Consider the following 23,500-nt stretch of genomic DNA (forward strand, 5'->3'; position numbering starts at 1 on the left):
GCCGTGACGGCAGGGCTCCCAGGCAGGTCCGCGCCCTTGCTGGATGGCGCACACAAGGAGGTGGCGTTGTCGGAGCACGGATGGAGCCCGAGCGGCCCGGACGAACGGGGGCGGGCGGCAGCGGAGGAACCGGGCGACACCGTGTGGCGGCTGCGATCCCGGGGGTGCTGGCAGGAGGCCGCCGAACTACTGCGACCCGCCGCCGAACACGACCCGGCCGCGGCCCTCGCACGGGCCGAACTCCTCATCGAGAAATGCCTGTTCACCGCCGCGCACTGGACCCAGGCGGAACAGGCGTTACGGCTGGCCGAGGCCCTGGCGGAGGGCACCGAGCAGCGCGCGGCCGCCGGCTGCGCCCGCGGCTTCCTCGCCTACCTGGCCAGCGTGCTCGGCCCGCGCGACCGCCTCGACGAGGCCCAGGCCGCGCTCGGCCGCACCTCGGCGCTGCTGCCGCCGGACGCACCGGGCCGGCCCCTGCTGGACTTCCGGCGCGGACTGGTCGCCGAGAACCTGCTCGGCGACCGCAGCGCCGCCTGGATCGCCTACCGCCGGGCGCACGAGGGCGCCGGGGAACGCGGGGACGAACTGCTCCGCTCCTACACCTGGCGGCACCTGGGCGCGCTCGCGCTCTCCCGCGGCGACCGCGGCAACGCCCGGGAGGGCTTCGACGCCTCACTGCGACTGCGCGAGCAACTCGGCTTCACGGTGGGGGTGGCGCCGGCGCTCGCCGCGCTCGCCGAGGTGTCCGAACCCGCCGAGGCGGTGCGGCTGCGCGCCGAGGCCACCCGCCTGGTGCACGCCCTGGGCGGGGTGCCGGTCTGGCTCGCACGCCAGCTCGGACGTGCGCCGGGGCCTCCCCCGGACGGACGCATCACCAGCGAGACCCGGGGAACTATCAGCTAAGGTGAGCCTAACCTGTCCGGGGTGAGCAGCGCCCCGGACAGGTCGCCTTGCTGTTCCCCGGGCACCGCCACGCCCCGGACCGGCCGGGCCCGGCCGCGGCGGACCGTCCGCGACCGGCCCCGCCGGGCGGTCCACCGGCGGCCCCGGTCGACCCGATGGGGCCCGCCCATGACCGCGAGCAGCACCCGGCCCGGCCCCGCGCCGCGCGCCCCCCGCACCACCCGGGCGCACGACCCCGCCCACGCACCGGACACCCCCACCCCCTGCGCCCCCTCGTACCACCGACTGACCGCGCTCGCCCCGATGCTGGACCTGCGCTGCGCCCCACCCCGGCACGGCGACGGCTGGCTGCCGGTCGCCACCCTCACCACCGACCCGGCGGCACTGCGCGAACTGGTCGCCCACGACGCCCGGCAGGGCCTGACCCGCTACGGGCGGCCGCTGCGCCCGGACGTGGCGGCCGGCTTCGGGCTGCACCGCTTCGTCTGGCCGGTCTCGCTGCTGTTCACCGTGCCGTGGTTCCTGGAGCGGCGCGTCCCGCTGCTCGGCCCCGGCGACGTCTCGGTGCACCGCGCCCCGGCCTCGATGGGGCTGACGGTGCGCCCGGAGGCCTTCGTCTGCCTGCCGGACGACCCCGCGGCCCGCACGGCCGGGGCCCGCACGGTGCCGGACGAGGACGCGCTCGGCGCCGAACTGCGGTGCGCCCTGGCCGAGTTCCTGACCCCGGTGCTGGCCACCTTCGGACCGGAGGCGCGGCGCGGGCCCCGGGTGCTGTGGGCGATGGCCACCGACGCGGTGGTGGAGGGGCTCTGGTACGCGGGCGGGCTGCTCGGGGAGCAGGAACGGGCGCGCGACGAGCTGTCCGCCCTGCTGGCACCCGGGGAGCCCGGGGAGCCCTCCTCCGGGCCATCCCTCTCCGGACCGGCGCGCACGCCCGGCGCGGGCCGGGGCCCCGCTCCCGCCCCGGCCCCCTTCACCCCGGGCGCCGGTTTCGCACCCCCGGCGCCCGGGTGCGGCGGTGCTTCGGGTACGGACCGGGCTCGGGCCAGCTGTTGCCTCGTCTACACCGTGGAATCCGCGGAAATGTGCAACGGCTGCCCCCGCGTCACGCGACGTTGACGGAAATCCGTACGACCCGGGATTCGAAAAGCCCGTGATTCCGGGAATGTCCAGCGCCGAATTCATATGACCATGTGATTGGCGACGGGTCAGAAATCCCTCTCCTCAGCGCATTGACGGCGAATCCGCCTTTCGCCCGCCGGGCATCCGTCATGATGGTCCCCGCCGCGCTGCTGGAACGCAGCGACCGGCGCAGGAACGCGACGCAGAAAGCGAGGCTGGTTCCGGCAATGAAATTGTCCGACATACCGCTCGGCTGGGCCGTCACCGGGGTCGTGGGGCTGCTGGTCAGCGCCCTCCTGGTGGCCCTGGCCCGAAGCCGGGGATCCGCCGCCGGCGCGGATTCCTGGGAGCGTTCCGAGGAACGGCGCCGCAACAAGGAATCCCTGTACGGCGCTGCCTCCTACACGCTGCTGTTCTGCTGCGCCGGTGTCGCGGCCGCGCTCTCCTTCCACGGCCTGGTCGGCTTCGGCGTGCAGAACCTCGGACTGTCCGGCGGCTGGGAGTACCTCGTCCCGTTCGGCCTGGACGGCGCCGCGATGTTCTGCTCGGTGCTCGCCGTCCGCGAGGCCAGCCACGGCGACGCGGCGCTCGGCTCCCGGCTGCTGGTCTGGCTCTTCGCCGGCGCCTCGGCCTGGTTCAACTGGGTGCACGCCCCGCGCGGCTTCGGCCACGCCGGCGCCCCGCAGTTCTTCTCCGGCATGTCGCTGTCCGCCGCGATCCTGTTCGACCGCGCGCTCAAGCAGACCCGCCGGGCCGCGCTGCGCGAACAGGGCCTGGTGCCCCGTCCGCTGCCGCAGATCCGCATCGTCCGCTGGCTGCGCGCCCCGCGCGAGACCTACGCGGCCTGGTCGCTGATGCTCCTGGAGGGTGTCCGCAGCCTGGACGAGGCGGTGGACGAGGTCCGCGACGAGAAGCGCGAGCGCGCCATGGAGAAGGAGCGCCGTAAGCTCGCCGGGCGCCGAGAACGGGCCGAGATCCGGGCGATCAACCGCAGCAGCGGCCACTGGCGCGGACGCGGCGGCGCCGCACGGCAGTTGGAGTCGGCCGGCCCGGAGTCCGCGATAGCCGGCGGGCCCGGGGCGGAGCTCCCGGCGGGCGCCCGGGAGGCCGGGGCCCTCGGCTCCGCCGGGGCGGGCGCCCGGGAGGCCGGGTCGGGCGCGCGCGGGGCCAGGACGCGCGCGCGCGAGGTCGAGGCCGCCGAGGGCACCGTCGCCCAGCCGGGCCTGCCGGCCCGTCCGGAGCGGCGCACCATCGACCTCACCGCCGAGGAGGACACCGTCACGCTCCCCCGGCTGGACTCGCTGGAGCGCAAACTGAAGGACCTGGAGCAGCAGTTCGGCTGACCCGTCACCGGGCCCCGGCCCGACCGTTCCCCTGGGGCCCCGCGTCACCCGGGCCCCAGGGGGCGGGGGCGGGAAACCGTCAGGCCGCGCTCGTCCCGCTGAGCTCGAACCACATCCGCTTGCCGGACCCGCGCGGCTCCACGCCCCAGGCGTCCGCCAGCGCCTCGACCAGCATCAGCCCGCGCCCGGAGGAGGCCTGCTCCCCCGGGGTCCGGCGGGTCGGCCAGAGGTCCGACTCGTCCTCCACCTCGACCCGCAGCCGGGCCCGGCCGCCGTCCGAGACCGTCTCCCGGTAGAGCCGGGCGGTGAACATGGCGTCCCGGTCGGTGTGCCGGATCGCGTTGGTGACCAGCTCGGAGGAGAGCAGCTCGGCGGTGTCGATGAACTCGGCGACGCCCCAGCGGCGCAGCGCGTCCCGCAGCTCGGCGCGCACCTCGGCGACCCTGGCCAGGTCGGCCTGGCCGATCCGGCGGCGCAGCTGCTGGGCGGCCAGGCCGCCCTCCGGACCGTCCCAGCGCAGCAGCAGGAGCGCTATGTCGTCCTCGCGCTCGCTGGAGTCGGCGGCCTGGGAGGTGATCCGGTCGGCCAGCTCCTCCAGCGGGTCGCGGGCCGCCTCGCCGGCCACCGGCAGCGGCCGGGCCATGGTCCGGGTGAGCCGGCCGATGCCCTCGTCCAGGTCCGTACCGCGGGCCTCGACCAGGCCGTCGGTGCAGAGCAGCACCGTCTCGCCCGGGTCCAGGCTGAACCTCGTCACCCGGTACTCCTGGTCCGGGTCGATGCCCAGCGGCAGCCCGCCGGCCACCGGCAGGACGGCGGCGGTGCCGTCCGCGCGGCGCACCACCGGGTCCAGGTGGCCGGCCCGGACGGCGTAGACCACGCCGTAGTCCACGTTGACCTCGGCGTAGGTGCAGGTCGCGAAGTGGTCGGTGTCCAGGTCCGCGAGGAAGCGGGAGGCGCGGGCCATCACCGCGGCGGGCGGGTGGCCCTCCGCGGCGTAGGCGCGCAGCGCGATCCGCAGCTGACCCATGATCCCGGCCGCGTGCACGTCGTGGCCCTGGACGTCGCCGATCACCAGGCCGACGTGCCCGCCGGGCAGCGGCACCACGTCGTACCAGTCGCCGCCGATCTGCAGCCCGGAGCCGGCCGCCAGGTAGCGCACCGCGGTGGTCACCCCGGGCACGGACGGGACGGTGCGGGGCAGCATCACCCGCTGCAGGCCGGCCGCCAGCTCGTGCTCGGCGTCGTGCAGCCGGGCCCGGGCCAGCGACTGGGCCACCAGCCCGCCCAGGGTGGACAGCAGGGTGCGCTCGTCCGCGTCCAGCTCGCGCTCGTCGTCGAAGCTGACCACGCAGACGCCGATCGCCCGGCCGCTGGCCACCAGCGGCAGGTACGCCCAGGAGCCGCGGCCGGTGCGGCTGGTCTGCTCCCACACGTCGGGGTGGCGGTCCCGGAAGTCCTCCCGGCTGGAGATGAAGACCGGGGTGCGGTGCCTGAGCGCCTCGGCGGCCGGGTGGCCGGCGGGCAGCACCGCGCGGTCCCAGACGGCGAGGGCCTGCGAACGGTAGCCGGAGGCGCCGAGGATCCGGGCCCGGCCGGCCTCGAAGGAGGCCAGCACCAGACCGTCCGGCGGCAGTCCGGGCAGCGGCAGCTCGGTGAACACCCGGGCCACGTCACGCACGGTGACCGCCTCGGAGAGGGCGCGCGCGGCCTCCTTGATGAACCGGGAGCGCTCCTCGCGCAGCAGGGCCATCCGGTCGGCGTGGTCGCGCTTGTGCAGCTCGACGGTGGCGTCCCAGACGAAGCCCACCATCCGCGAGGCCCGGCCGAAGGCGTCCGCCAGCACCCGGCCGCGGAAGCGCACCGCGCGCATCGTGCCGTTCGGCCCGACGGTGCGGTAGTAGGCGCCGCACTGGCCCAGCTCGGCCACCGCGCGCTCGACCCGGCGGCGCACCACCGGCGCGTCCTCGGGGTGCAGCAGGGACAGGAAGGAGGCGGCGGTGCGGTCGAAGCGGTCCCGCTCGACGGAGTCCAGTCCGATGATCGCGCAGGCCCGCTGGTCACCCTCCAGGACGTCGCGGCGGATGTCCCAGTCGAAGGAGCCGATGCCGTTGGCGGCCATCGCGGGCTCCAGCCAGTCCGGCATGGAGTCGGCGGAGGAGGGCGGCAGGCCGCCGGACAGCACGGGCGCCAGCCGCCCGGAGGCGAGCACCGGCGGTGTGCGGACGGAGTTGCGGCGGGTGGCCTGCGCGGGCGTGCGGGGAGCGGGCGGGTGCGGCTCCGCGGCGGGCAGGTGCCGCTCCGCGGCGGACACGCCGGGAGGAAGCGTCGGCCCCGGCGACTCGGGCTCAGTGGGCATGCTGCTCCTGCCGCTGCCGTGGCGGACCGCGCCGACCGTCCGGACGGGCCGCGTGGCGGTGTGATGGGTCGTGCTGGATCGGGCGGTGCCGACGGGCGGTGGTCAGTCGAGGTTCGGTCTCCCCGCTGCTTCCCGCACGTGGACACACATTCCCACCATCCTGTCCAATGTTCGGCCGAGCGGCAATGGCAACGGGCCGGAAATCTTGCGCTCCGCCTTGTGTTCAGGGCTTGCTTCGGGAACGGATCAATCGGAGACGAACAATCGTACGGGTGTCGCGTTCGGGTTCGCCGACGGGCTTCGGCGGACGTTGGCGGACATGGGCGGGCTTCGGCGGACGTTGGCGGGCTCCGCCGGACTTCGGCGGACTTCGGCGGGTCACGGCATCGCGAGCTCGAACCAGGTGACCTTGCCGTCGCCGCGCAGCTGCACGCCCCAGGAGTCCGCCAGCGCCTCCACCAGCAGCAGCCCGCGCCCCGAGGTCGCGTACTCGGCGTCCGGCTCGCGCCGCCGCCCGGGCAGCCGGCTCGCGCCGTCCTGCACCTCGACCCGCAGCCGGCTGTCCGTACCGAGCACCGCGTCGAAGACCGCGCCCTTGCCGGTGTGCTGCAACGCGTTGGTGACCAGCTCGGAGGAGAGCAGCTCGGCGGTGTCGGACAGCTCCGGCACCCCCCAGTGGCTCAGCGCCGTACGCAGCCGGTGCCGCACCGCGCCCACCCCGACCAGGTCGGCCGGTTCGAGCGTCAGGTGCAGCCGGCGGTGCAGCGCGCACCCCGGGGCCGACGCACCCGGCAGGGCCGTTCCGGCGCCGACGACCGGGCCCTGGACCGGCCCGGACCGGTAGGCGTCGCCCGAACTCGTCCGCTGCCGCGGGAATCGCGACTGACCGTCCATCAACAGATGCCCCCGCCCTCAAAATCCGGGCCCCCGCCTCCGGATCCCCCGCCGGCCGGGTGGCCCCCTCGTACTGAACCACCATCCTCATGCCCAGTTGACGGCGTTTGCAACAGTGTGCGTCCGATCACGTGGGGTGAAAGGGGCACGGGGAGGTTCACGTGATCCAACTGCCCGCGCCGGACAGGTTTGCGAAGCGCAGAGGCTGTTTTCGAGACCGCCCCCACCCGATCCCGCGCACACCCGGCGCCCGTACGGACCGCGTGCGGGGCCGCGCGCCCCCACCCGCACCACCGCCGTGCGCCGCCCGGCGAGCAGGCCCGCTCGCCCCCGCCACCCGCCCCGCTGCTCGCCCCGCCGCCCGTCCCGCTGCTCGCCCCGCCGCCCGTCCCGCTTCTCACCCCGCCGCCCGCCCCGCCGCCCGCCCGAGGGGCCGAAGGCTCCGGGAGCGGCAACGCTGGACACAGAGCCCCGGTGCGGGTTCAATGAACCGAGATGTTTGAACGCCGTTCTAACATCATCCGGAAGCCCAGGGCCCCGAACCCACCCCCTCCCCGGCGACCGCGAGCGAGGAACCGTGCGACTGACCCCCACCGAGCGGGACCGGCTGCTGATCTTCACAGCAGCCGAACTGGCCCGCGCCCGCCGCGCCCGGGGCGTGCGCCTCAACATCCCCGAGGCGACCGCCCTGATCGCCGACACCGTCTGCGAAGCCGCCCGCGACGGCCGCCGCCTCGCCGAGGCCGTCGAGGCCGGCCGCTCGGTCCTCACCGCCGCCGACGTCCTGCCCGGAGTGCCCGACGTGGTCACCGTCGTCCAGGTCGAGGCCGTCTTCGAGGACGGCACCCGGCTCGCCGTCGTCGACGACCCCTTCCGGGGCGCCGGCTCGCTCGGCGACGAGGCCCCCGGCCGCGCGCTGCCAGGCGACGGCGCCGGCTACGACCCGGTCGAGGAGACCCTGCTCATCCCCGTCCACAACACCTCCCGGGTGCCGATCTCGGTCACCTCCCACTTCCACTTCTTCGAGGCCAACCCGCGCCTGGCCTTCGACCGGGCCGCCGCCTACGGCACCCACCTGGCCGTCCCGGCCGGCTCCTCGGTGCGCTTCGACCCCGGCGCCACCGTCGAGGTCGGCCTCGTCCCGATCGGCGGCGCACGCGTCGCGATCGGCTTCGCCGGACTCGTCGACGGCCCCCTGGACGCCCCCGGCGCCAAGGACGCCGCCCTCGCCAAAGCCCGCGCCACCGGCTACCTCACCGACTTCGACGACCAGGAGGTGCCCTCGTGAGCTCCCTCACCGCCCACGACTACATCTCCGTGCACGGCCCCCGGGCCGGCGACCGGATCCGGCTCGGCGACAGCGGACTGATCGTCCGCGTCGAATCCGACTCCCAGGCCCCCGGCGACGAATTCCTGGCCGGCTTCGGCAAGACCGCCCGTGACGGCCTCCACCTCAAGCCCGCCGCCGTCCGCGACACCTGCGACGTCGTGATCAGCAACGTCCTGGTGATCGACGCGATCCAGGGCATCCGCAAGACGTCCATCGGCCTGATCGGCGGCCGGATCGCCTCGATCGGACGGGCCGGCAACCCGGACACCCTGGACGGCGTCGAGGTGGTCGTCGGCACCGGCACCACCATCGTCTCCGGCGAAGGCCTGATCGCCACCGCCGGCGCCGTCGACACCCACGTCCACCTGCTCTCGCCGCGGATCATGGAGGCCTCGCTGGCCTCCGGCGTCACCACGATCATCGGCCAGGAGTTCGGCCCGGTCTGGGGCGTCGGCGTCAACTCGCCCTGGGCGCTGCGCCACGCCTTCAACGCCTTCGACGCCTGGCCCGTCAACATCGGCTTCCTGGGCCGCGGTTCGTCCTCCGACGAGGCCCCGCTGGTGGAGGCGCTGGCCGAGGGCGGCGCCTGCGGCTTCAAGGCACACGAGGACATGGGCGCCCACACCCGCGCACTGGACACCGCGCTGCGCGTCGCCGAACAGTACGACGTCCAAGTCGCCCTGCACACCGACGGGTTGAACGAGTGCCTGGCGGTCGAGGACACCCTGCGGGTGCTGGAGGGCCGGACCGTCCACGCCTTCCACATCGAGGGCTGCGGCGGCGGACACGTCCCCAACGTGCTCAAGCTGGCCGGCGTGCCGAACGTCATCGGCTCCTCCACCAACCCCACCCTGCCCTTCGGCCGGGACGCCCTCGGCGAACACTTCGGCATGATCGTCTCCGCCCACGACCTCAAGACCGACCTGCCCGGCGACGCCGCCATGGCCCGCGACCGCATCCGGGCCGGCACCATGGGCGCCGAGGACGTGCTGCACGACCTCGGCGTCATCGGCATCACCTCCTCCGACGCCCAGGGCATGGGCCGCGCCGGCGAGACGGTGCGCCGCACCTTCGCGATGGCCGGCAAGATGAAGGCCGAACGCGGACCGATGGACGGCAACGGCTCGTACGGGACCACCGAGAGCGGCGACGACAACGAGCGCGTGCTGCGCTACATCGCCAAACTCACCGTCAACCCCGCCATCGCCCACGGACTCGCCCACGAGGTCGGCTCGATCGAGATCGGCAAGCTCGCCGACATCGTGCTCTGGCGCCCCGACCACTTCGGCGCCAAACCGCAACTCGTCCTCAAGGCCGGCTTCCCCGCGTACGGCGTCACCGGCGACCCCAACGCCGCCACCGACCGCTGCGAACCCCTCGTCCTGGGGCCCCAGTTCGGCGCCCACGGCGCCACCGCCGCCGACCTCTCGGTGGCCTTCGTCGCCCAGGCCGCCGCCGACGGCGCCCACCCCCACCGAGCCGCCGACGGACTCCCCACCCGCCGCCGCCGGGTCGGCGTCCGCGGCACCCGCGGCATCGGGCCGCGCGACCTCGTCCGCAACGCCCGCACCGGCCACGTCGAGGTCACCGAGACCGGACTGGTCTCGCTCGACGGCGCACCCCTGCGCTCCGAACCCGCGGACAGCGTCTCGCTCAGCCGCCTCTACTTCCTCTGACCCCGTTGCTCACTTCTTCCTCAAGGACCCGATGATGACCACCCCCACGCCCGCCTCCCTCGGCTACCGGATGCCCGCCGAGTGGCACCCCCACGAGCGCACCTGGATGGCCTTCCCCACCACCAACCCCACCTTCGAGACCCCCGAGCAGCTGCACGCCGGCCGCGAGGCCTGGGCCGCCGTCGCCGACACCATCGTCCGGTACGAGCCGCTCACCCTGATCGTCAACACCGGCGAGACCGCCGACGCCCGCCGGTACGTCTCCGAGGCCGTCGAGATCGTCGAACGCCCGCTCGACGACGCCTGGATGCGCGACATCGGCCCCTCGTTCGTGATCGACGGCAAGGGCTCGCTGGCCGCCACCGACTGGATCTTCAACGGCTGGGGCGCCCAGTCCTGGGCCCGCTGGGACAAGGACCAGCACGTCGCCGAGCACATCAGCGAACTCACCGGCGTCCAGCGCTTCGCCTCCCGACTGATCAACGAAGGCGGCGGCATCCACGTCGACGGCGAGGGCACCGTCCTCGTCACCGAGACCGTCCAGCTCGGCGAGGGCCGCAACGCCGACTGGACCAAGGAGGACGTCGAGGCCGAACTGCACGCCCACCTCGGCACCACCAAGGCCATCTGGCTGCCCCGCGGACTCACCCGCGACTACGACGAGTTCGGCACCCGCGGCCACATCGACATCGTCGCCTCCTTCGTCCGCCCCGGCGTCGTCGTCGCCCACGTCCAGCCCGACCCGGCCCACCCCGACCACGAGGTCTGCCAGGAGCTCGTCGCCGTGCTGCGCGCCGCCACCGACGCGCAGGGCCGACAGCTGGAGGTCATCGAACTGCCCGCCCCCACCGTCCTGTTCGACGAGGACGGCGAGCCGGTCGACTACTCCTACATCAACCACTACGTGGCCAACGGCGCCGTCGTCCTGTGCGCCTTCGACGACCCGCGCGACCAGGAGGCCGCCGACATCCTCGCCAAGGCCTACCCCGGCCGCACCGTCGAACTCGTCGACGCCCGCGGGATCTTCGCCAACGGGGGCGGAATCCACTGTATTACCCAGCAGCAGCCCAAGGCCTGACGCCGGGGGTACCGGAGCGGGGAGCCTTCCCCGCTCCGGTACCGTTCGGACTTCCACCAGCGCCGCCGTCTCCCCGTCTCGCCCGTCTCGCCCGTCTCCCGCGTCAGGAAGCAGCTCCACCATGGCCGACCCCCGCCCGCGCCGCCCGGCGCGCCCCCGCGAGGAGGTCTACGCCACCGCCCGGGCCGCGATCGCCGAACACGGACTCGCCAAACTCACCATGGCCGGACTCGGCAAACAGCTCCAGATGAGCGCTGGACACCTGCTCTACTACTTCGGCAGCAAGGACCAGCTGCTGCTCGAAACCCTCCGCTGGAGCGAGGACCAGCTGGGGGCCCGCCGGCGCGCAGCCCTCACCGACCCGGCCCTCGACCCCTGGCAGCGCCTCGACGCCTACCTGCGGCTCTACCTGGCCGAAGGCCCCGGCGACCCGCGCTGGATCCTCTGGGTGGAAGTCTGGGGCCGCTCCCCGGCCAGCGCCGAACTCCGCCAGGGGCAGCAGGAGATCGAGGCGCCCTGGCAGGCCGACCTGGTCACCCTCATCGAGCAGGGCACCAGCACCGGCCACTTCACCCCCGGACCGGCCGCCGACCGCGCCGGCCAACTCCGCGCCCTCCTCGACGGCCTGGCCGTCCCCATCGCCATCGGCCTCCCCGGCGCCCACCACCCCACCGCCCTCACCCAGGCCACCGCCGTCGCCACCATCCTGCTCCGCACCTGAGGCACCCCGGCCACTGAGCCCTGGCCGCCTCTTCCGGTGCAGCACCCCCGGCCCGCCGGGGGTCGGGCCCCGCGCGCGGCGTGCCTCTCGGGGGAAATATGTAGACCGATCTACTGGCTGGCCATCCCGGAGAATATGTAGATCGATCTACAGATTCATCGGGCTTCTCGACCACGCCGCCACCCTGCCCGCACCAAAAGTCGGCCCAGCCGACTTCCCATGCAGCGCGCGCAGAAGTAGACCGACCGGTCTATAGATTTCTTCCCCCAGCGCACTCGCCGCTCCCGCACCAGAAGTCGGCCCAGCCGACTTCTGGTGTCCGGAGGGCCGGGGTCGGGGTCGGGGTCGGGGCCAGGGAGAACTGAGCTGCGGCCCGCCGGCAGGGCGTTCGCCCCTCGGTCCTCGGCCCTCGCCCGACCAGATGCGGGAGGGCCACGGCATCACGGCACCCGGTGCACCGGGGGGCGAACACAGATCCGGTTGAGCCAGAAGTCGGCCGGGTCGACTTCTGGCTACGCGGGGCCTGCTCTCTCAGCCCGACCCGCCTGCCCGAGAGTGCCACGCCCCCGATGAGCACCGAGCACTCGCACGGGGACTGTGCACCAGAAGTCGGGCGGATCGACTTCTGGTGTGCGGGGCTTGCTGCCCCGCCCGGCCGGCTCCGGGTCGGGAAGGGGGCGGCCCGATGGGCGGCGGGCGCCGTGGGGGGCTGCGCTGGAAGTCGGGCGGGCCGACTTCTGGTGCGATGGGGCTTGGTCATTCGGTCCAGATGGCGGCGGCGGTGCGGTCGTCGGCGTAGCCCTTGGCGCGGACTTGGACCTGGCGGAGGAAGTCGACGGTGCCCGGGGGGTGGGGGTGGGCCCAGTGGGAGGAGAGGAAGTGGGCGACCGCCGGTTCGTCGGCGATGGGGCGGGACAGGCCCGGGGTGCAGAGGAGCAGGATGTCGCCCGGGGTGGCGGGGACGAGCCGGAAGCGGAACGGGCGCGGGTCCGGCACGGGGGCCTCCGGGACGGGCGGCTGGCCGTCCGGGTGGTGGAGCAGCCGGGCCGCGTAGGCGTCGATCCAGTGGCCCGAGCGCAGCAGGTAGAGCCCGCCGGGCCCGACGCCGAAGGCGGCGCGGTAGCCGGCCGCCGGGTCCAGCGACATCAGCAGACAGTGCAGCGAGGCCGGGGACGGGCTGTCGTCCCCCTCCGTCTGGGAAGCGAGGGCCCGCAGCGGGGCGGCCGCGCCGGTGGCCAGGCGCTGGAGGCCGTAGCGCAGCCGGTCGCGGGCACCGTCGCGCAGGTCGGCGGCGAGGCCGGTCCGGCTGCGTCCGATGGTGGCGGCGAGCTGGCGGCAGGCCTCGCCCGTCCCCGCGGCGACGGCCTGCGGGGTGAGTGACTCGTCCTCGGCGCCGCCGGTGCGCTCGTAGCCGGCGAGGACGGCGAGCAGCAGCCCGTCGGGGCCGTCGCCGAACCTGGTGACCAGCAGGCTGTCCCGGCGCGGCTCGCCGCGGTAGCGGGCGGAGTCGCCGCGGACGGAGACCGCGCGCAGCACGGTCGCCCCGTACTGGGCGCCTTCGAGCGCGGTGTCCGGCACGACGGCGTCGAGGGTGTCGGGGTCGGCCTCCGGTACGGCGGTCGGTTCGGGGCCGTAGGTCGGGGGGCGTTCGCCGACGTGGGGGACGGTGGGAGGGGTCTCGGCGAGCGGGGTGCGGATGGCGAGGCGCGGGTCGGGGACCGAGGCGGGGACGGGGACGGGGGCCACGGGTTCGGGATCGGGCTGCGGCGCGTGGTCGGGTTCGGGCTCGGGCTCGGGCTCGGGGGTTGCGGCGGGGGGAGGGGTGGGGGCGGGGGCGAGCTCGGGGACGGGCTTTTCCAGGGAAACCGGGGGGACCGGGGAGACCGGGGGGACCGGGGAGACCGGGGGGACCGGGGAGACCGGGGAGACCGGGGTGGGCGGCTGCTCGGGCTCGGGCTCGGGCTCCGCCGCGGGGGGCTCGGGGGCCCGCTGGGTCTCGGTCGAGCTGCGCTGGCGCCCGATGCCGCCGGCGCCCTCGATGACGCCGAGCGCGTCGTCGAACCAGTCGTCGATGCTGTCCCGTTCGGCCGCGGGCGCCTCCGCGGGCTCGTCCACGGGCGCCTCCACAGCTTCCGCCGCGGGCTCCGGCACCGGCGGAGCGGTGCGCTGCGGCCCGATGAGTCCGGCCGCCGTGTCGAACCAGTCGTCGACGCTGCCGTCGCCCGGGTCGGCGTGCGGGGTGTCGGGGAGGGTGCCCGCCGGACCGTCGTAGACGGTGTCCCACCAGCCGTCGTCGGGCCGGGGCGGCTGTGCGGGTGCACCCTGCTTGCTCATCTGGCGGCTCCTGGTCGGTCCGTGGTCGCGCCGCCCCCGGCGGGGCCGGACTGGCGTCATTGTCTCCAAGTGCAACGACCGTGTCCGGGTTTCGGCGACAACCGGTCACCGATCGGATCATCCCGGCCACCGCGCTCACCTGCCGGTTCACGGCCGTCCGGGCAGCTGGGTGGGACGGGTGTCACCGACTCGTTCGCTCCCGTTCCGTCCCTGCTTGCCGGATGTGCCCCGAGCAGGGCGTTTCCTGGACATTGGGGGGTGTTGGCGGCCGAAAATGAGGTCCGAGGAGGGGCATCGCTTCACCCGTTCGGCTGATTAAATGTGCGCATGACCGCGTCGGCCCCGAGCTCGCCCCGACCGGGGAGGGCCGCACCGGCGGGCCGCCCGGCGGGTGTGCTGTTGGTCCTGTTGCTGGTCGCGCTGTTGTCCGCGCTGCCGTGTTCGGGCCTGGCGAAGGCGGACGCCCCCGTCCGCCCCGGCCCGGCCCCGGTGAGCGCCGTGTCCCTGGTGAGCGCCGTGTCGCTGGTGAGCGCGGCGGACGCCGTCGCGCCGGCACCGCACGCCCACGACGCCCGCGACGCCCGCGACGTCGTCCGGGCGTCCGACCACCACTGGTTCGGGGAACCGCAGGAGCACTGGATCCTGTGCACCGCCGACGGCCAGCCACCGCGCAACAACGGCTGCTCCAGCCACCCGTTCTGCCCGCAGGACGCCCAGTTGCCCAACCCGCCGCCGCATCCGCAGCCCGCCGTACTGCCGTTGGCCGTGCCGACGCCCGAGGCGCTGCCCCGGGCGGTGCCCGCGGGTCTGCTGGACGGTCCGCGCCCCGCGCCGGATCTGCACGAACTCCAGGTCCACCGGTCCTGAGCGGAACCCACCGCCGACGCTCCCGTCGGCGGGTCCGCCCTACCCCCACTACAGCCGACCGCCGCCACAGCCGTGCGCGGCGGGGACAAGGACGACCATCATGGGTTCCGCCTCCAAGCAGTCCAACAAGCCCGGTGCCAAGGGCAACGTCGACCGCCGCGCCCGGATCGCCGAGCTGCGCGCCGCCGAGCAGCGCCGCGACCGCCGCAACAAGGTGATCGCCTCGGTGGCCGCCGGTGTGCTGGTGGTCGGTGCGATCGGCACCGCCACCTGGTTCGTCATGGACCAGAACCAGAAGAAGAAGGACCGCGTGGCCGCCGCCAACGCGGACATCCCGGGCGTGAAGACCTTCGGCGACCTGAGCCGCAACCACGTCAAGGAGAAGGTCAACTACCCGATGACCCCGCCGGTCGGCGGCGACCACAACGCGGTCTGGCTGGACTGCATGGGCCACGTCTACGACCAGCCGGTCGAGAACGAGCGCGCCGTCCACTCGCTGGAGCACGGCGCGGTCTGGGTGACGTACAACGGCAAGGCCACGCCGGACGACATCAAGACCCTGTCCGACAAGGTCAAGAACACCCCGTACTCGCTGATGAGCCCGTACCCGGACGAGCAGGGCACCATCACCCTGAACGCCTGGAGCACCCAGCTGATCGTGGACAGCGCCAGCGACCCGCGGGTCAGCCAGTTCTTCACCAAGTACGTCCAGGGCAAGCAGACCCAGGAGCCCGGCGCCTCCTGCACGATGGGGCAGATGTGACCGCCGAGGGGGCCCGCCCGGAGGACGTCCCGGCGGCGGAGGCCGAATCGGCCGGGGTCGCGGACGCGGCCGGGGCCGGGGCCGGGGCCGGGACGACGGAGCCGACCGGCCGGCCGGGCCGTCGGCGGATGTGGTGGCCGGCCGCGCTGGCCGCCGCGGTGGCGCTGGCGCTCGGGGTGCCGGCCCTGGTGGCGGGTTCGACCACGGCCTCCGGCTCCTCCTCGGTCGCCGTCCCGGCCGACGACTCGCCCGAGGCCGGGTTCGCCCGTGACATGGCGACCCACCACCAGCAGGCGGTCGACCTGTCGTTCATCGTCCGGGACCGCACCAGCGACGAGCCGACCCGCACCCTCGCCTTCGACATCATCAACACCCAGGCCAACCAGCGCGGGATGATGATGGGCTGGATCGACCAGTGGGGGCTGTCGCAGCACTCGCCGGCCAAGCCGATGGCGTGGATGAGGATGGGCCACGACTACCAGGCCCACGACGGTTCGCTGATGCCCGGCATGGCCACCAACACCCAGATGGCGAAGCTGCGTTCGCTCAGCGGGCGGGACGCCGAGGTGTACTACCTGCAGCTGATGATCGAGCACCACAAGGGCGGCGTCGAGATGGCCCAGGGGTACGTCGACATGGCGAAGAACGACGTCGAGAAGCGGCTCGCCCAGTCGATGGTGGTCGCCCAGACCTCCGAGGTGGAGCTGATGACCGACATGCTCAAGGAGCGCGGCGCCGCCCCCGGCGTCCCCGCGTCCTGACACCCGCTGGTCCTGCTGCTGTTCCTCTGTTCCCGCTGTTCCCGTCGGTCCCGCTGTTCCCTCGTTGTCACGTTCCCTCCGTTCTCCCGGACGGCCGGGGCGCGCGGGCGGTCCCGTACCGGCCCGCACCGCGCCCCGGCCGTCCGCCGTTCCACAGCACCTGGAGTTCCCGCATGACCCCTCAAGCGCCCTGGCTGATCGTCGGACTGGGCAACCCCGGCCCCTGGTTCCGGACGACCCGGCACAACGCGGGGTTCCTGACCGTGGACCGGCTGGCCGAACGGCACCGCGCCCGGTTCCGGCGGCGCGGGATCGGCGGCACGGTCGCGGAGATCGAACTGGACGGGCGGCGGGTGCTGCTGGCCAAGCCGCAGTGGTTCATCAACCTGTCCGGTCGGCCGGTGTCCGGCCTGATGCGCCGGTACGGGGTACCGGTGGAGCACCTGGTGATCGTCCAGGACGACCTGGACTTCGCCTACGGCTCCGGCAAGTTGAAGCGCGGCGGCGGGCCGGGCGGGCACAACGGGGTCCGTTCGGTGGGTGACGTGCTCGGCACCCGGGACTTCATCCGGCTGCGCTTCGGCATCGGCCGCCCACCGAAGGGACAGAGTGTCGGCGACTACGTGCTCAAGAAGTTCACGGACGAGGAACTGGCCGCGATGCCAGAGGTGTTGGAGCGCTGCGCGAACGCCCTGGAGACGCTGGTGCGGCTCGGCCTGAACCGGGCCCAGGATGCCCTGAACATCAGCGCGCCCTGAGGCCCTCCGGGCCGCCGGGGCCCCTCCGCCCGGGGCCGTGCGGGTCGAAGCCCGCTCGGTCCGGGCCGTCCCGGCGCGCGGTCGGGCGGGTCAGAGCGACGGCCGCCACCGCGACCGCCGCGAGGGCGACCAGCACCGTCCGCCCACCGGACGCCGCGCCCGCCAGGTGGACACCGAGGACCGACAGCGCCATGCCCAGCGCCGTACCGAGGCTGCGCGCCATGTTCACCATGCCGCCGCCGACGGCCGAGCACTCCGCCGGGACCGCCCGCATCACCAGGGCGTTGTTGGCCGGCAGCAGCAGCCCCAGCCCGTAGCCGGCCACCAGCAGCGGGGCCGCCACCGCCGCGCCCGAGGCGGGCAGCACGGCGAACAGCAGCAGTCCGGCGGCGGCGAGGCCGGCCCCGGCGCGGCACCGGGCGACGTCCGACCAGCCCCGGGGCAGCAATCCGCCGCCGACCGTCGCGGCGACCGCGAACGCGGCGGGCAGCAGGGTGACCACCAGGCCGGCGGCCGCCGTCGAGACGCCCGCGCCGGTGAGCAGCACCGGGCCCAGTACGAGCGGGCAGAACAGCAGCAGGTAGCCGATCAGCGCGACCACCAGCCCGGACCGCACACCCCGGGTGTTGACCAGCCCGGGTGCCAGGACCGGCCTGGCCGCCCGCCGCTCCTGGCGCACCAGTGCCAGGGTGAGCACCGCGGCGGCCGCCAGCAGGACGACCACGGCCCAGCCGGGCAGCGGCAGGCCGGAGGCGGTGGAGAGGGCGAGCAGCAGCGAGGTGGTCGCGCCGGTGAGGAGCAGCATGCCGGGCAGGTCGAAGCGGGGCTCGGAGGGCGTGCGGCGTGCAGAGCCTCGGGGTACGGAACCGCGAGGTGCGGGAACGGTGGTGGGGACGGTGGTCGGCCCGTCGGCCGCGGTCCGGGTGCGGGGCAGCAGGTACCAGCCGGCCACGATGCCGAACAGCGCGATCGGCACGTTGACCCAGAACACCCACTGCCAGGAGGCGTGTTCCACCAGCAGCCCGCCGAGGCTCGGCCCCAGTGCCAGCCCGAGCCCCTGGGCGGCGGCCTGGATGCCGAGCGCGCGCCGCATCGCGTGCTCGGGGACACCGCGGGCGACCAGGGCGACGCTGTTGGCCTGCATCATCGCGGCGCCGACGGCCTGTACGGCCCGGCAGCCGACCAGGATCCACAGGCTGCCGGCGAGTCCGGCGCCGAGGGAGGAGAGGCCGAAGACGGCGAAGCCGCCGATGTACATGGTCTTGCGGCCGACCAGGTCGGACAGCCAGCCGACCGGTGCCAGCAGGGCGACCAGGACGAGCAGGTAGGCGAGGGCGACCCATTCGACGGCGGCGAAACCCGCGCCGAAGTGGCGGCCGAGGGCGGGGAAGACCAGGGCGATGACGCTGGCGTCGAGCTGGCCGAGGAAGGCACCGAGACAGACCGTGCCGACGGCCAGCCAGTGGGCGTGGCGCCAGCCGGCTATGCCGCGGGGCCGGGCCCGCTCGGTGAGCAGGCGCGCGGTGAAGGCGGTGGCGTTCATGCCACGAATATATCGGATGCAGATATGTTCTTGCTACGACTTGCTCGCCCTGCGATACGAAACATCTCGCAGGGCGCCCACCCCGCGTCCGAGGACCGGACAGCGCCCCGGGAACGCCCCGTACCAGGCGATACGCTGTCCGCCATGCCGTCGTCACCACACGTTCCCGACCCCGCCACCGAAAGCCCCGACCCGGCGGTCGAGCACGCCCGGCGGCTGACCGACACCGTCACCCGGCTGCGCCGCGCCCTGCGCAGCAGCATCCGCACCGACTACCCCTGGGAGTCCCTGCCGATGGCGCAGGTCGAACTCCTCCAGACGCTCGCCGCCGCCCCGCTCCGGGTCGGCGAACTCGCCGCCCGCCAGCGGCTCGCCCCCAACACCGTCAGCGGCCTGGTCGGCAAGCTCCTGGAAGCCGGCTTCGTCGACCGCCAGGCCGACCCCGGCGACCGGCGCACCGCCCGCATCGCCCTCACCCCCGCCGGACGGCTCCAGCTCGACGACTGGCAGCACGCCCACGAACGCCGCATCGCCACCGCCCTCAGCACCCTGGACCCGGCCGACCGCGCGACCGTCGTCCACGCCCTGCCCGCGCTGGACCGGCTCGCCCGCGCCCTCGCCCAGCCCGGGGCGGTCGGCCCCGAGGGGCCCGCGGGCGGGTGAAAACCGCTGGTGGACGGGGTCCGGCGGGCGCTACCGTCCCCGGCATGACCATCACCGAGGTACAGCTCGAACCCTGGACGGACGCCGACCTCGCGCTGCTGCGCCGGGTGAACACCCCGGAGATGAAGAAGCACGTCGGCGGGCCGGAGACGGAGGAGCAGCTGCTCGTCCGGCACGGGCGCTACCTGGACTTCGTCCCGTCCGGGCTGGGCTGCATGTACCGGATCGTGCTGCTGCCCGAGGGCGAGGCCGTCGGCACGGTCGGCTACGGCACCCGCAGCTGGGACGGCGGGACCGTGCACGAGATGGGGTGGAACGTGCTGCCCGAGCACCAGGGGCGCGGCATCGCCGTGACCGCCACCCGGGCCGCCGTCGCCGCCGCCCGGCGCGAGGCCGCGCACCGCTTCCTGCACGCCTTCCCCTCGGTGGACAACCCCGCCTCCAACGCGGTCTGCGCGAAGGCCGGGTTCACGCTGCTCGGCGAGACGGAGTTCGAGTTCCCGCCCGGTCGGTTCATGCGCAGCAACAACTGGCGGGTGGACCTGCGGGGTTGAGACCTGCGGGGTTGAGACCTGCGGGGGGTGGGGCCTGCGGGGTTGAGGCCTCCGGGCACGGGTGTCTCAGAAGAGGGTGCCGCTCTCCAGCTCCAGCAGCCAGCGCTTGCGGTCCACACCCGCGGCGAACCCGGTGAGCGCGCCGCCGGCGCCGAGCACCCGGTGGCAGGGGCGCACGATCAGCAGCGGGTTGGCACCCACCGCGCCGCCGACCGCCCGGACCGTCCGCGGCGACTGCCCGGCCAGTTCGGCGAGTTGGCCGTAGGTCACGGTCGTGCCGTACGGGATCTCGTCCAGCGCGGCCCAGATCCGGCGGCGGAACTCGGTGCCCTCGGGGGCGAGCGGGAAGTCGAAGGTGGTGCGGTCGCCCTTGAAGTAGGCGGTCAGCTGGGCGACCGGCTCGGCCAGGGCCTCGGGGTCGTACTCCCAGTCGTCGGCGGGCTCGGCCAGCGCGTACTTCTGCCCGGGCGCGGTGACCGTGGCCAGGGCCGCGGGACCGCCGTCCTCGGGCAGCACGCCGCTGAGCAGCAGCGGGCCGAACGGGCTCTCCATGGTGGTGTAGACGGTGGTGCTCATGCCGGGTCGTTCTCCGTTCCGGTGTTCGTGCTGGTGCTGGTGCTGGTGCTGGTGCTGAGGATGGTGCTGGTGCTGTCGGCGCTCGCGGGACCGGCCCACAGGCGGTGGACGGCGTAGGAGCGCCACGGGGCCCAGGCCTCGGCGGCGTGGGCGGCGGCCTTGGCGTCGCCGGGGGCGCCGAGCCGGAGGAGGCCGTGCTTGACGCCGATGTCGGTCGGGAGGAAGACGTCGGGGTCGGCGAGGGCGCGCATCCGCAGGTAGCCGACCGTCCAGGGGCCGATGCCGGGCAGCGCCAGCAGCCGGGTGGCGGCCTCCTCCCGGTCGACGCCGCCGTCCAGGCGCACCACGCCCTCCGCCAGCGCGGCGCACAGGCCGGTGAGCGCCCGGCGGCGGGCCGCGGGCATCGCGAAGTCCTCCGGGTCGGCGGTGGCCAGCACCGCTGCCGAGGGGAAGAGCAGTCGCAGTCCGCCGCTCGGCTCGGGCAGCGCGGCACCGTACTTCTCCGCGAGCCGGCCCGCCAGGGTGCGGGCGGCGCCGACGGTGATCTGCTGGCCGAGCACGGCACGGACGGCGAGCTCGTGCGGCTCCACGTGGCCGGGCGAGCGCAGGCCGGGGCGCTCGCGGACCAGCGGGCCGAGCACCGGATCGGCGCCGAGCTGCTCGTCCACGGTGTCCGGGTCGGCGTCCAGGTCGAACAGGCCGCGCAGGCGCTGGACGGCGGTCGGCAGGTCGCGCAGGTCGGCGAGCAGCAGGCGGCAGTCGAGCCAGCCGCGGGTGCGCGGGTCCTGCGGTGCCAGGCCGTCGACCTCGGCGATGCCGTGCCCGTACGGGAGCGCGAGGGTGCGCCGGTAGGTGCGCACACCGGGGCGCGCGCCGGGTACCACCTCCTCCACGCCGGGGACGGCGCGCAGCTCCAGGAAGTCGATCAGGTGGTCGCTGTCCAGCGCGCCGCGGTAGGCCAGGCGCAGGGTGAGCCCGCCGGCCGGGGTCGCCGTGCGGCGGCCGGACACCACCTCGGCGCGCAGGCCGCTGGGGGTGCGGTCGTAGACCTCGCGCACGGTGTCGTTGAACTGGCGGACGGAGGCGAAGCCGGCCGCGAACGCGATGTCGGTGACGGGGAGTTCGGTGGTCTGCAGGAGCAGCCGGGCGGTCTGGGCGCGGCGGGCCCGGGCCAGCGCGATCGGGCCGGCGCCGAGCTCGGCAGTGAGCTGGCGCTGGAGCTGCCGGGCGCTGTAGCCGAGGCGGTCGGCCAGGCCCGCGACGCCCTCGCGGTCCACCACGCCGTCGCCGATCAGGCGCATCGCGCGGCCGACCAGGTCGGCGCGGTGGTTCCACTCCGGGGAGCCCGGCACCGAGTCCGGGCGGCAGCGGCGGCAGGCTCGGAAGCCTGCGCCCTGGGCGGCCGCGGCGCTGGGGTAGAAGCGGCAGTTGGCACGTTTGGGGGTCACGGCGGGGCAGCTCGGCCGGCAGTAGATGCCGGTGGAGGTGACCGCCGTGAAGAAGATGCCGTCGAAGCGGGCGTCGCGGCTGTCCACGGCTCGGTACCGAATGTCGTCGTCGATCACGTTGTCCAGTTTGCGGGATCGGACGAGGGGTGACTGGCGGGAATCGGACATTGCCGTTGGGGGCTTCCCCCTCCCCCCTCCCCCACCCTCCCGCCGCCACCACCCACCACCCACCCACACACCCACCACCGGGCCCGGCTCCATACCCGGCTCCATACCGGGCCCCGCCCGGCCCCGCCCGGCTCGCACGGCTCCGCCTCGGCCCGTCCCCGCACTGGCCGGCCGCCAGCCGACCGGTCAGTGCGGGGCGTCACGCCCGGGCTCGCCGGGCGGACGCTGGGCCATGGAGCTGCTGAACCGCTGCGCCGAGGACGGATCCGGTCAGCGCTTCACCGGACCGCCTGCCGCACGCATCGACTTGGTGATCGCCTTCCACTTGTTCAGCCGGGCCTTGGCGACCCGGGCGTCGGTGCGCGAGGCGATCCACTCGTTCTCGCGCTGGAGCTTGAGGTAGCTGTCCATCCGGCGCTGCGGCAGGGTGCCGTCCTCCAGCGCCGCGCGGACCGCGCAGCCGGGCTCGGTGTGATGGCTGCAGTCGTGGAAGCGGCAACCCTCGGCCAGCTCGGCTATGTCGGCGAAGGCCAGGTCCACCCCCTCGCCACCGTAGAGGCCGACCTCGCGCAGCCCGGGGGTGTCGATGAGCACGCCCCCGCCGGGCAGCGGTATCAGCTCGCGGGTGGTCGTGGTGTGGCGCCCCTTCTGGTCGACCTCGCGGGCTTCCTGGACGGTCATCACGTCGGCGCCGACCAGCGCGTTGGTGAGCGTGGACTTGCCCACGCCGGACTGGCCGATCAGCACCGTGGTGCCGGGGGCGCAGGCACGGAGCACGTCGATGCCCTCGCCGCTCTCCGCGCTGACCACCAGCACGGTGACGCCCGGTGCGACGGATTCGACGTCGGCCCGGATGAACTCGGCGTCGTCGACCAGGTCGGCCTTGGTGAGGACGACCAGCGGTTCAGCGCCGGACTCCCAGGCCAGGGCCAGGAAGCGCTCGATCCGCCCGAGGTCGGGATCGGCCGCGAGCGAGGCGGCGATCAGTACGGTGTCGACGTTGGCCGCCAGCACCTGGCCGTCGGAGCGCTTGCCGGCCACCTTGCGGATGATCGCGGTGGAGCGCGGCAGCAGCGCGGAGACGGCGGCCATCGGCTGGGCGTGCAGGTCGACGGCGGCCCAGTCGCCCGTGCAGGGGCAGTTGATCATGTCGGCGTCGCCCACCGGCCGGGTGTCGAGCCGGACGGTGCGCAGCTCGCCCGTCTCCGGGTCGGCCAGGACGGCGTCGCACTGGCCGCGGTCGACCCGGGTGATGCGGGCGGGGAGCAGGCCGGCCTCGGCGAGCGGGACGAAGAGCTCGTCGAGCTCGGGCGTCCAGCCGTAGCGGGCCAGCGGGGAACTCTCGGTGGGGAAGGAGGAGGAGAACAGCGAAGTGGAGGCAGCGTTGAACAACGCAGTGGCCCTTCGGGAGGAGATGGTCCCGGCGGGCTACGGCTGGCGCGGAAGGCTCAGCCGGCGGCCGGGAAGAGGAGGTGAACGCGCGTGCTGCCCAGGGCAGCTATCGGGGCGACAACGACCACGGGGTTCACCTCCTGCTCTCTACTCCTCGGGCGGCCCAATGGCCCCCGAACCGATGTGTCACACGCTAGCGGGGCGGGCGGTTGGGGCCAACCTATTTTTGACCTGCGGAAATGCGGCAGGG

The 23,500-nt window shown here is 74.4% G+C and carries 20 protein-coding genes; 13 read left to right on the forward strand and 7 right to left on the reverse strand.

Annotated features, from left to right (window positions below; genetic code table 11):
• Positions 1-66: 66 nt before the first annotated feature.
• The 3 genes from ACFXOZ_RS15885 (at position 67) to ACFXOZ_RS15895 (ending at position 3,368) form a co-directional block, all read left to right on the forward strand.
• Positions 67-903: a hypothetical protein gene (locus ACFXOZ_RS15885; protein ID WP_375890188.1), complete on the forward strand. Its 837-nt coding sequence runs from the start codon at positions 67-69 to the stop codon at positions 901-903.
• 168 nt (positions 904-1,071) lie between these two features.
• Positions 1,072-2,022 carry a (2Fe-2S)-binding protein gene (locus tag ACFXOZ_RS15890; RefSeq protein WP_380590801.1) on the forward strand — a complete coding sequence of 317 codons (951 nt, stop codon included), beginning with the start codon at positions 1,072-1,074 and terminating at the stop codon, positions 2,020-2,022.
• A gap of 230 nt (positions 2,023-2,252) precedes the next feature.
• Positions 2,253-3,368 carry a DUF2637 domain-containing protein gene (locus tag ACFXOZ_RS15895; RefSeq protein WP_380590804.1) on the forward strand — a complete coding sequence of 372 codons (1,116 nt, stop codon included), beginning with the start codon at positions 2,253-2,255 and terminating at the stop codon, positions 3,366-3,368.
• Positions 3,369-3,447: 79 nt separating this feature from the next.
• Here ACFXOZ_RS15895 and ACFXOZ_RS15900 read toward each other — a convergent pair whose 3' ends face one another.
• Positions 3,448-5,724, reverse strand: coding sequence for a SpoIIE family protein phosphatase (locus ACFXOZ_RS15900; protein ID WP_375890183.1), 2,277 nt, complete (start codon positions 5,722-5,724; stop codon positions 3,448-3,450).
• Between the two features lie 378 nt (positions 5,725-6,102).
• Positions 6,103-6,618: an ATP-binding protein gene (locus ACFXOZ_RS15905; RefSeq protein WP_375890181.1), complete on the reverse strand. Its 516-nt coding sequence runs from the start codon at positions 6,616-6,618 to the stop codon at positions 6,103-6,105.
• A gap of 577 nt (positions 6,619-7,195) precedes the next feature.
• On the opposite strand from ACFXOZ_RS15905, the gene ureA reads away from it, so the two are divergent.
• The 4 genes from ureA (at position 7,196) to ACFXOZ_RS15925 (ending at position 11,423) form a co-directional block, all read left to right on the forward strand.
• Entirely contained in the window at positions 7,196-7,906 is a 711-nt protein-coding gene (gene ureA / locus ACFXOZ_RS15910) for an urease subunit gamma (RefSeq protein ID WP_380590807.1), read from the forward strand.
• On the forward strand, positions 7,903-9,624 hold the full coding sequence (locus tag ACFXOZ_RS15915) for an urease subunit alpha (protein WP_380590810.1): 1,722 nt from the start codon (positions 7,903-7,905) through the stop codon (positions 9,622-9,624). Before ureA ends, ACFXOZ_RS15915 begins: the two co-directional genes overlap by 4 nt.
• A gap of 31 nt (positions 9,625-9,655) precedes the next feature.
• Positions 9,656-10,702, forward strand: coding sequence for an agmatine/peptidylarginine deiminase (locus tag ACFXOZ_RS15920; RefSeq protein ID WP_375890176.1), 1,047 nt, complete (start codon positions 9,656-9,658; stop codon positions 10,700-10,702).
• Between the two features lie 121 nt (positions 10,703-10,823).
• Complete coding sequence (locus ACFXOZ_RS15925) at positions 10,824-11,423, forward strand: TetR/AcrR family transcriptional regulator (RefSeq protein ID WP_375890175.1); 600 nt, start codon at positions 10,824-10,826, stop codon at positions 11,421-11,423.
• Between the two features lie 756 nt (positions 11,424-12,179).
• Here ACFXOZ_RS15925 and ACFXOZ_RS15930 read toward each other — a convergent pair.
• Entirely contained in the window at positions 12,180-13,757 is a 1,578-nt protein-coding gene (locus ACFXOZ_RS15930; RefSeq protein ID WP_380590813.1) for a hypothetical protein, read from the reverse strand.
• A gap of 327 nt (positions 13,758-14,084) precedes the next feature.
• Here ACFXOZ_RS15930 and ACFXOZ_RS15935 point away from each other — a divergent pair, with 327 nt between their 5' ends.
• From ACFXOZ_RS15935 to pth, 4 genes are all read left to right on the forward strand, one after another.
• Positions 14,085-14,624 (forward strand): hypothetical protein, encoded by a 540-nt coding sequence (locus ACFXOZ_RS15935; RefSeq protein WP_380522767.1) that lies wholly within the window; start codon positions 14,085-14,087, stop codon positions 14,622-14,624.
• Between the two features lie 100 nt (positions 14,625-14,724).
• Positions 14,725-15,387 carry a DUF3105 domain-containing protein gene (locus ACFXOZ_RS15940; protein ID WP_375890169.1) on the forward strand — a complete coding sequence of 221 codons (663 nt, stop codon included), beginning with the start codon at positions 14,725-14,727 and terminating at the stop codon, positions 15,385-15,387.
• A gap of 128 nt (positions 15,388-15,515) precedes the next feature.
• Positions 15,516-16,148, forward strand: a complete 633-nt coding sequence (locus ACFXOZ_RS15945; RefSeq protein ID WP_375890287.1) for a DUF305 domain-containing protein — start codon at positions 15,516-15,518, stop codon at positions 16,146-16,148.
• 173 nt (positions 16,149-16,321) lie between these two features.
• Entirely contained in the window at positions 16,322-16,906 is a 585-nt protein-coding gene (gene pth, locus ACFXOZ_RS15950) for an aminoacyl-tRNA hydrolase (RefSeq protein WP_380590816.1), read from the forward strand.
• Here the strand turns inward: pth and ACFXOZ_RS15955 are convergent.
• Positions 16,893-18,449: an MFS transporter gene (locus ACFXOZ_RS15955; protein WP_380590819.1), complete on the reverse strand. Its 1,557-nt coding sequence runs from the start codon at positions 18,447-18,449 to the stop codon at positions 16,893-16,895. The genes pth and ACFXOZ_RS15955 overlap by 14 nt on opposite strands.
• 144 nt (positions 18,450-18,593) lie before the next feature.
• Here ACFXOZ_RS15955 and ACFXOZ_RS15960 point away from each other — a divergent pair, with 144 nt between their 5' ends.
• Positions 18,594-19,112 carry a MarR family winged helix-turn-helix transcriptional regulator gene (locus tag ACFXOZ_RS15960; RefSeq protein WP_380590822.1) on the forward strand — a complete coding sequence of 173 codons (519 nt, stop codon included), beginning with the start codon at positions 18,594-18,596 and terminating at the stop codon, positions 19,110-19,112.
• A 44-nt stretch (positions 19,113-19,156) separates the two neighbouring features.
• Positions 19,157-19,666 carry a GNAT family N-acetyltransferase gene (locus tag ACFXOZ_RS15965; protein ID WP_380590825.1) on the forward strand — a complete coding sequence of 170 codons (510 nt, stop codon included), beginning with the start codon at positions 19,157-19,159 and terminating at the stop codon, positions 19,664-19,666.
• A 66-nt stretch (positions 19,667-19,732) separates the two neighbouring features.
• Here the strand turns inward: ACFXOZ_RS15965 and ACFXOZ_RS15970 are convergent, their stop codons facing one another.
• From ACFXOZ_RS15970 to rsgA, 3 genes are all read right to left on the reverse strand, one after another.
• A complete protein-coding gene (locus ACFXOZ_RS15970) occupies positions 19,733-20,242 on the reverse strand; it encodes a methylated-DNA--[protein]-cysteine S-methyltransferase (protein WP_380398302.1) in 510 nt (169 codons plus the stop codon).
• On the reverse strand, positions 20,239-21,858 hold the full coding sequence (locus tag ACFXOZ_RS15975) for a DNA-3-methyladenine glycosylase 2 family protein (RefSeq protein ID WP_380522773.1): 1,620 nt from the start codon (positions 21,856-21,858) through the stop codon (positions 20,239-20,241). Before ACFXOZ_RS15975 ends, ACFXOZ_RS15970 begins: the two co-directional genes overlap by 4 nt.
• A 270-nt stretch (positions 21,859-22,128) precedes the next feature.
• On the reverse strand, positions 22,129-23,250 hold the full coding sequence (gene rsgA, locus ACFXOZ_RS15980) for a ribosome small subunit-dependent GTPase A (RefSeq protein WP_380522774.1): 1,122 nt from the start codon (positions 23,248-23,250) through the stop codon (positions 22,129-22,131).
• Positions 23,251-23,500 lie beyond the last annotated feature (250 nt).

This window comes from Kitasatospora sp. NPDC059160 (genome assembly GCF_042755465.1).
Classification (GTDB): Bacteria; Actinomycetota; Actinomycetes; order Streptomycetales; family Streptomycetaceae; genus Kitasatospora.

What these genes read in the sequence shown, in the direction of transcription:
- ACFXOZ_RS15890 (WP_380590801.1), top strand. Translation starts at nt 1,072, where the DNA reads ATGACCGCGAGCAGCACCCGGCCCGGCCCCGCGCCGCGCGCCCCCCGC.
- ACFXOZ_RS15895 (WP_380590804.1), top strand. Translation starts at nt 2,253, where the DNA reads ATGAAATTGTCCGACATACCGCTCGGCTGGGCCGTCACCGGGGTCGTG.
- ACFXOZ_RS15900 (WP_375890183.1), bottom strand. Translation starts at nt 5,724, where the DNA reads ATGCCCACTGAGCCCGAGTCGCCGGGGCCGACGCTTCCTCCCGGCGTG.
- ACFXOZ_RS15905 (WP_375890181.1), bottom strand. Translation starts at nt 6,618, where the DNA reads ATGGACGGTCAGTCGCGATTCCCGCGGCAGCGGACGAGTTCGGGCGAC.
- ACFXOZ_RS15920 (WP_375890176.1), top strand. Translation starts at nt 9,656, where the DNA reads ATGATGACCACCCCCACGCCCGCCTCCCTCGGCTACCGGATGCCCGCC.
- ACFXOZ_RS15925 (WP_375890175.1), top strand. Translation starts at nt 10,824, where the DNA reads ATGGCCGACCCCCGCCCGCGCCGCCCGGCGCGCCCCCGCGAGGAGGTC.
- ACFXOZ_RS15930 (WP_380590813.1), bottom strand. Translation starts at nt 13,757, where the DNA reads ATGAGCAAGCAGGGTGCACCCGCACAGCCGCCCCGGCCCGACGACGGC.
- ACFXOZ_RS15935 (WP_380522767.1), top strand. Translation starts at nt 14,085, where the DNA reads ATGACCGCGTCGGCCCCGAGCTCGCCCCGACCGGGGAGGGCCGCACCG.
- ACFXOZ_RS15940 (WP_375890169.1), top strand. Translation starts at nt 14,725, where the DNA reads ATGGGTTCCGCCTCCAAGCAGTCCAACAAGCCCGGTGCCAAGGGCAAC.
- ACFXOZ_RS15945 (WP_375890287.1), top strand. Translation starts at nt 15,516, where the DNA reads ATGTGGTGGCCGGCCGCGCTGGCCGCCGCGGTGGCGCTGGCGCTCGGG.
- pth (WP_380590816.1), top strand. Translation starts at nt 16,322, where the DNA reads ATGACCCCTCAAGCGCCCTGGCTGATCGTCGGACTGGGCAACCCCGGC.
- ACFXOZ_RS15955 (WP_380590819.1), bottom strand. Translation starts at nt 18,449, where the DNA reads ATGAACGCCACCGCCTTCACCGCGCGCCTGCTCACCGAGCGGGCCCGG.
- ACFXOZ_RS15960 (WP_380590822.1), top strand. Translation starts at nt 18,594, where the DNA reads ATGCCGTCGTCACCACACGTTCCCGACCCCGCCACCGAAAGCCCCGAC.
- ACFXOZ_RS15965 (WP_380590825.1), top strand. Translation starts at nt 19,157, where the DNA reads ATGACCATCACCGAGGTACAGCTCGAACCCTGGACGGACGCCGACCTC.
- ACFXOZ_RS15970 (WP_380398302.1), bottom strand. Translation starts at nt 20,242, where the DNA reads ATGAGCACCACCGTCTACACCACCATGGAGAGCCCGTTCGGCCCGCTG.
- ACFXOZ_RS15975 (WP_380522773.1), bottom strand. Translation starts at nt 21,858, where the DNA reads ATGTCCGATTCCCGCCAGTCACCCCTCGTCCGATCCCGCAAACTGGAC.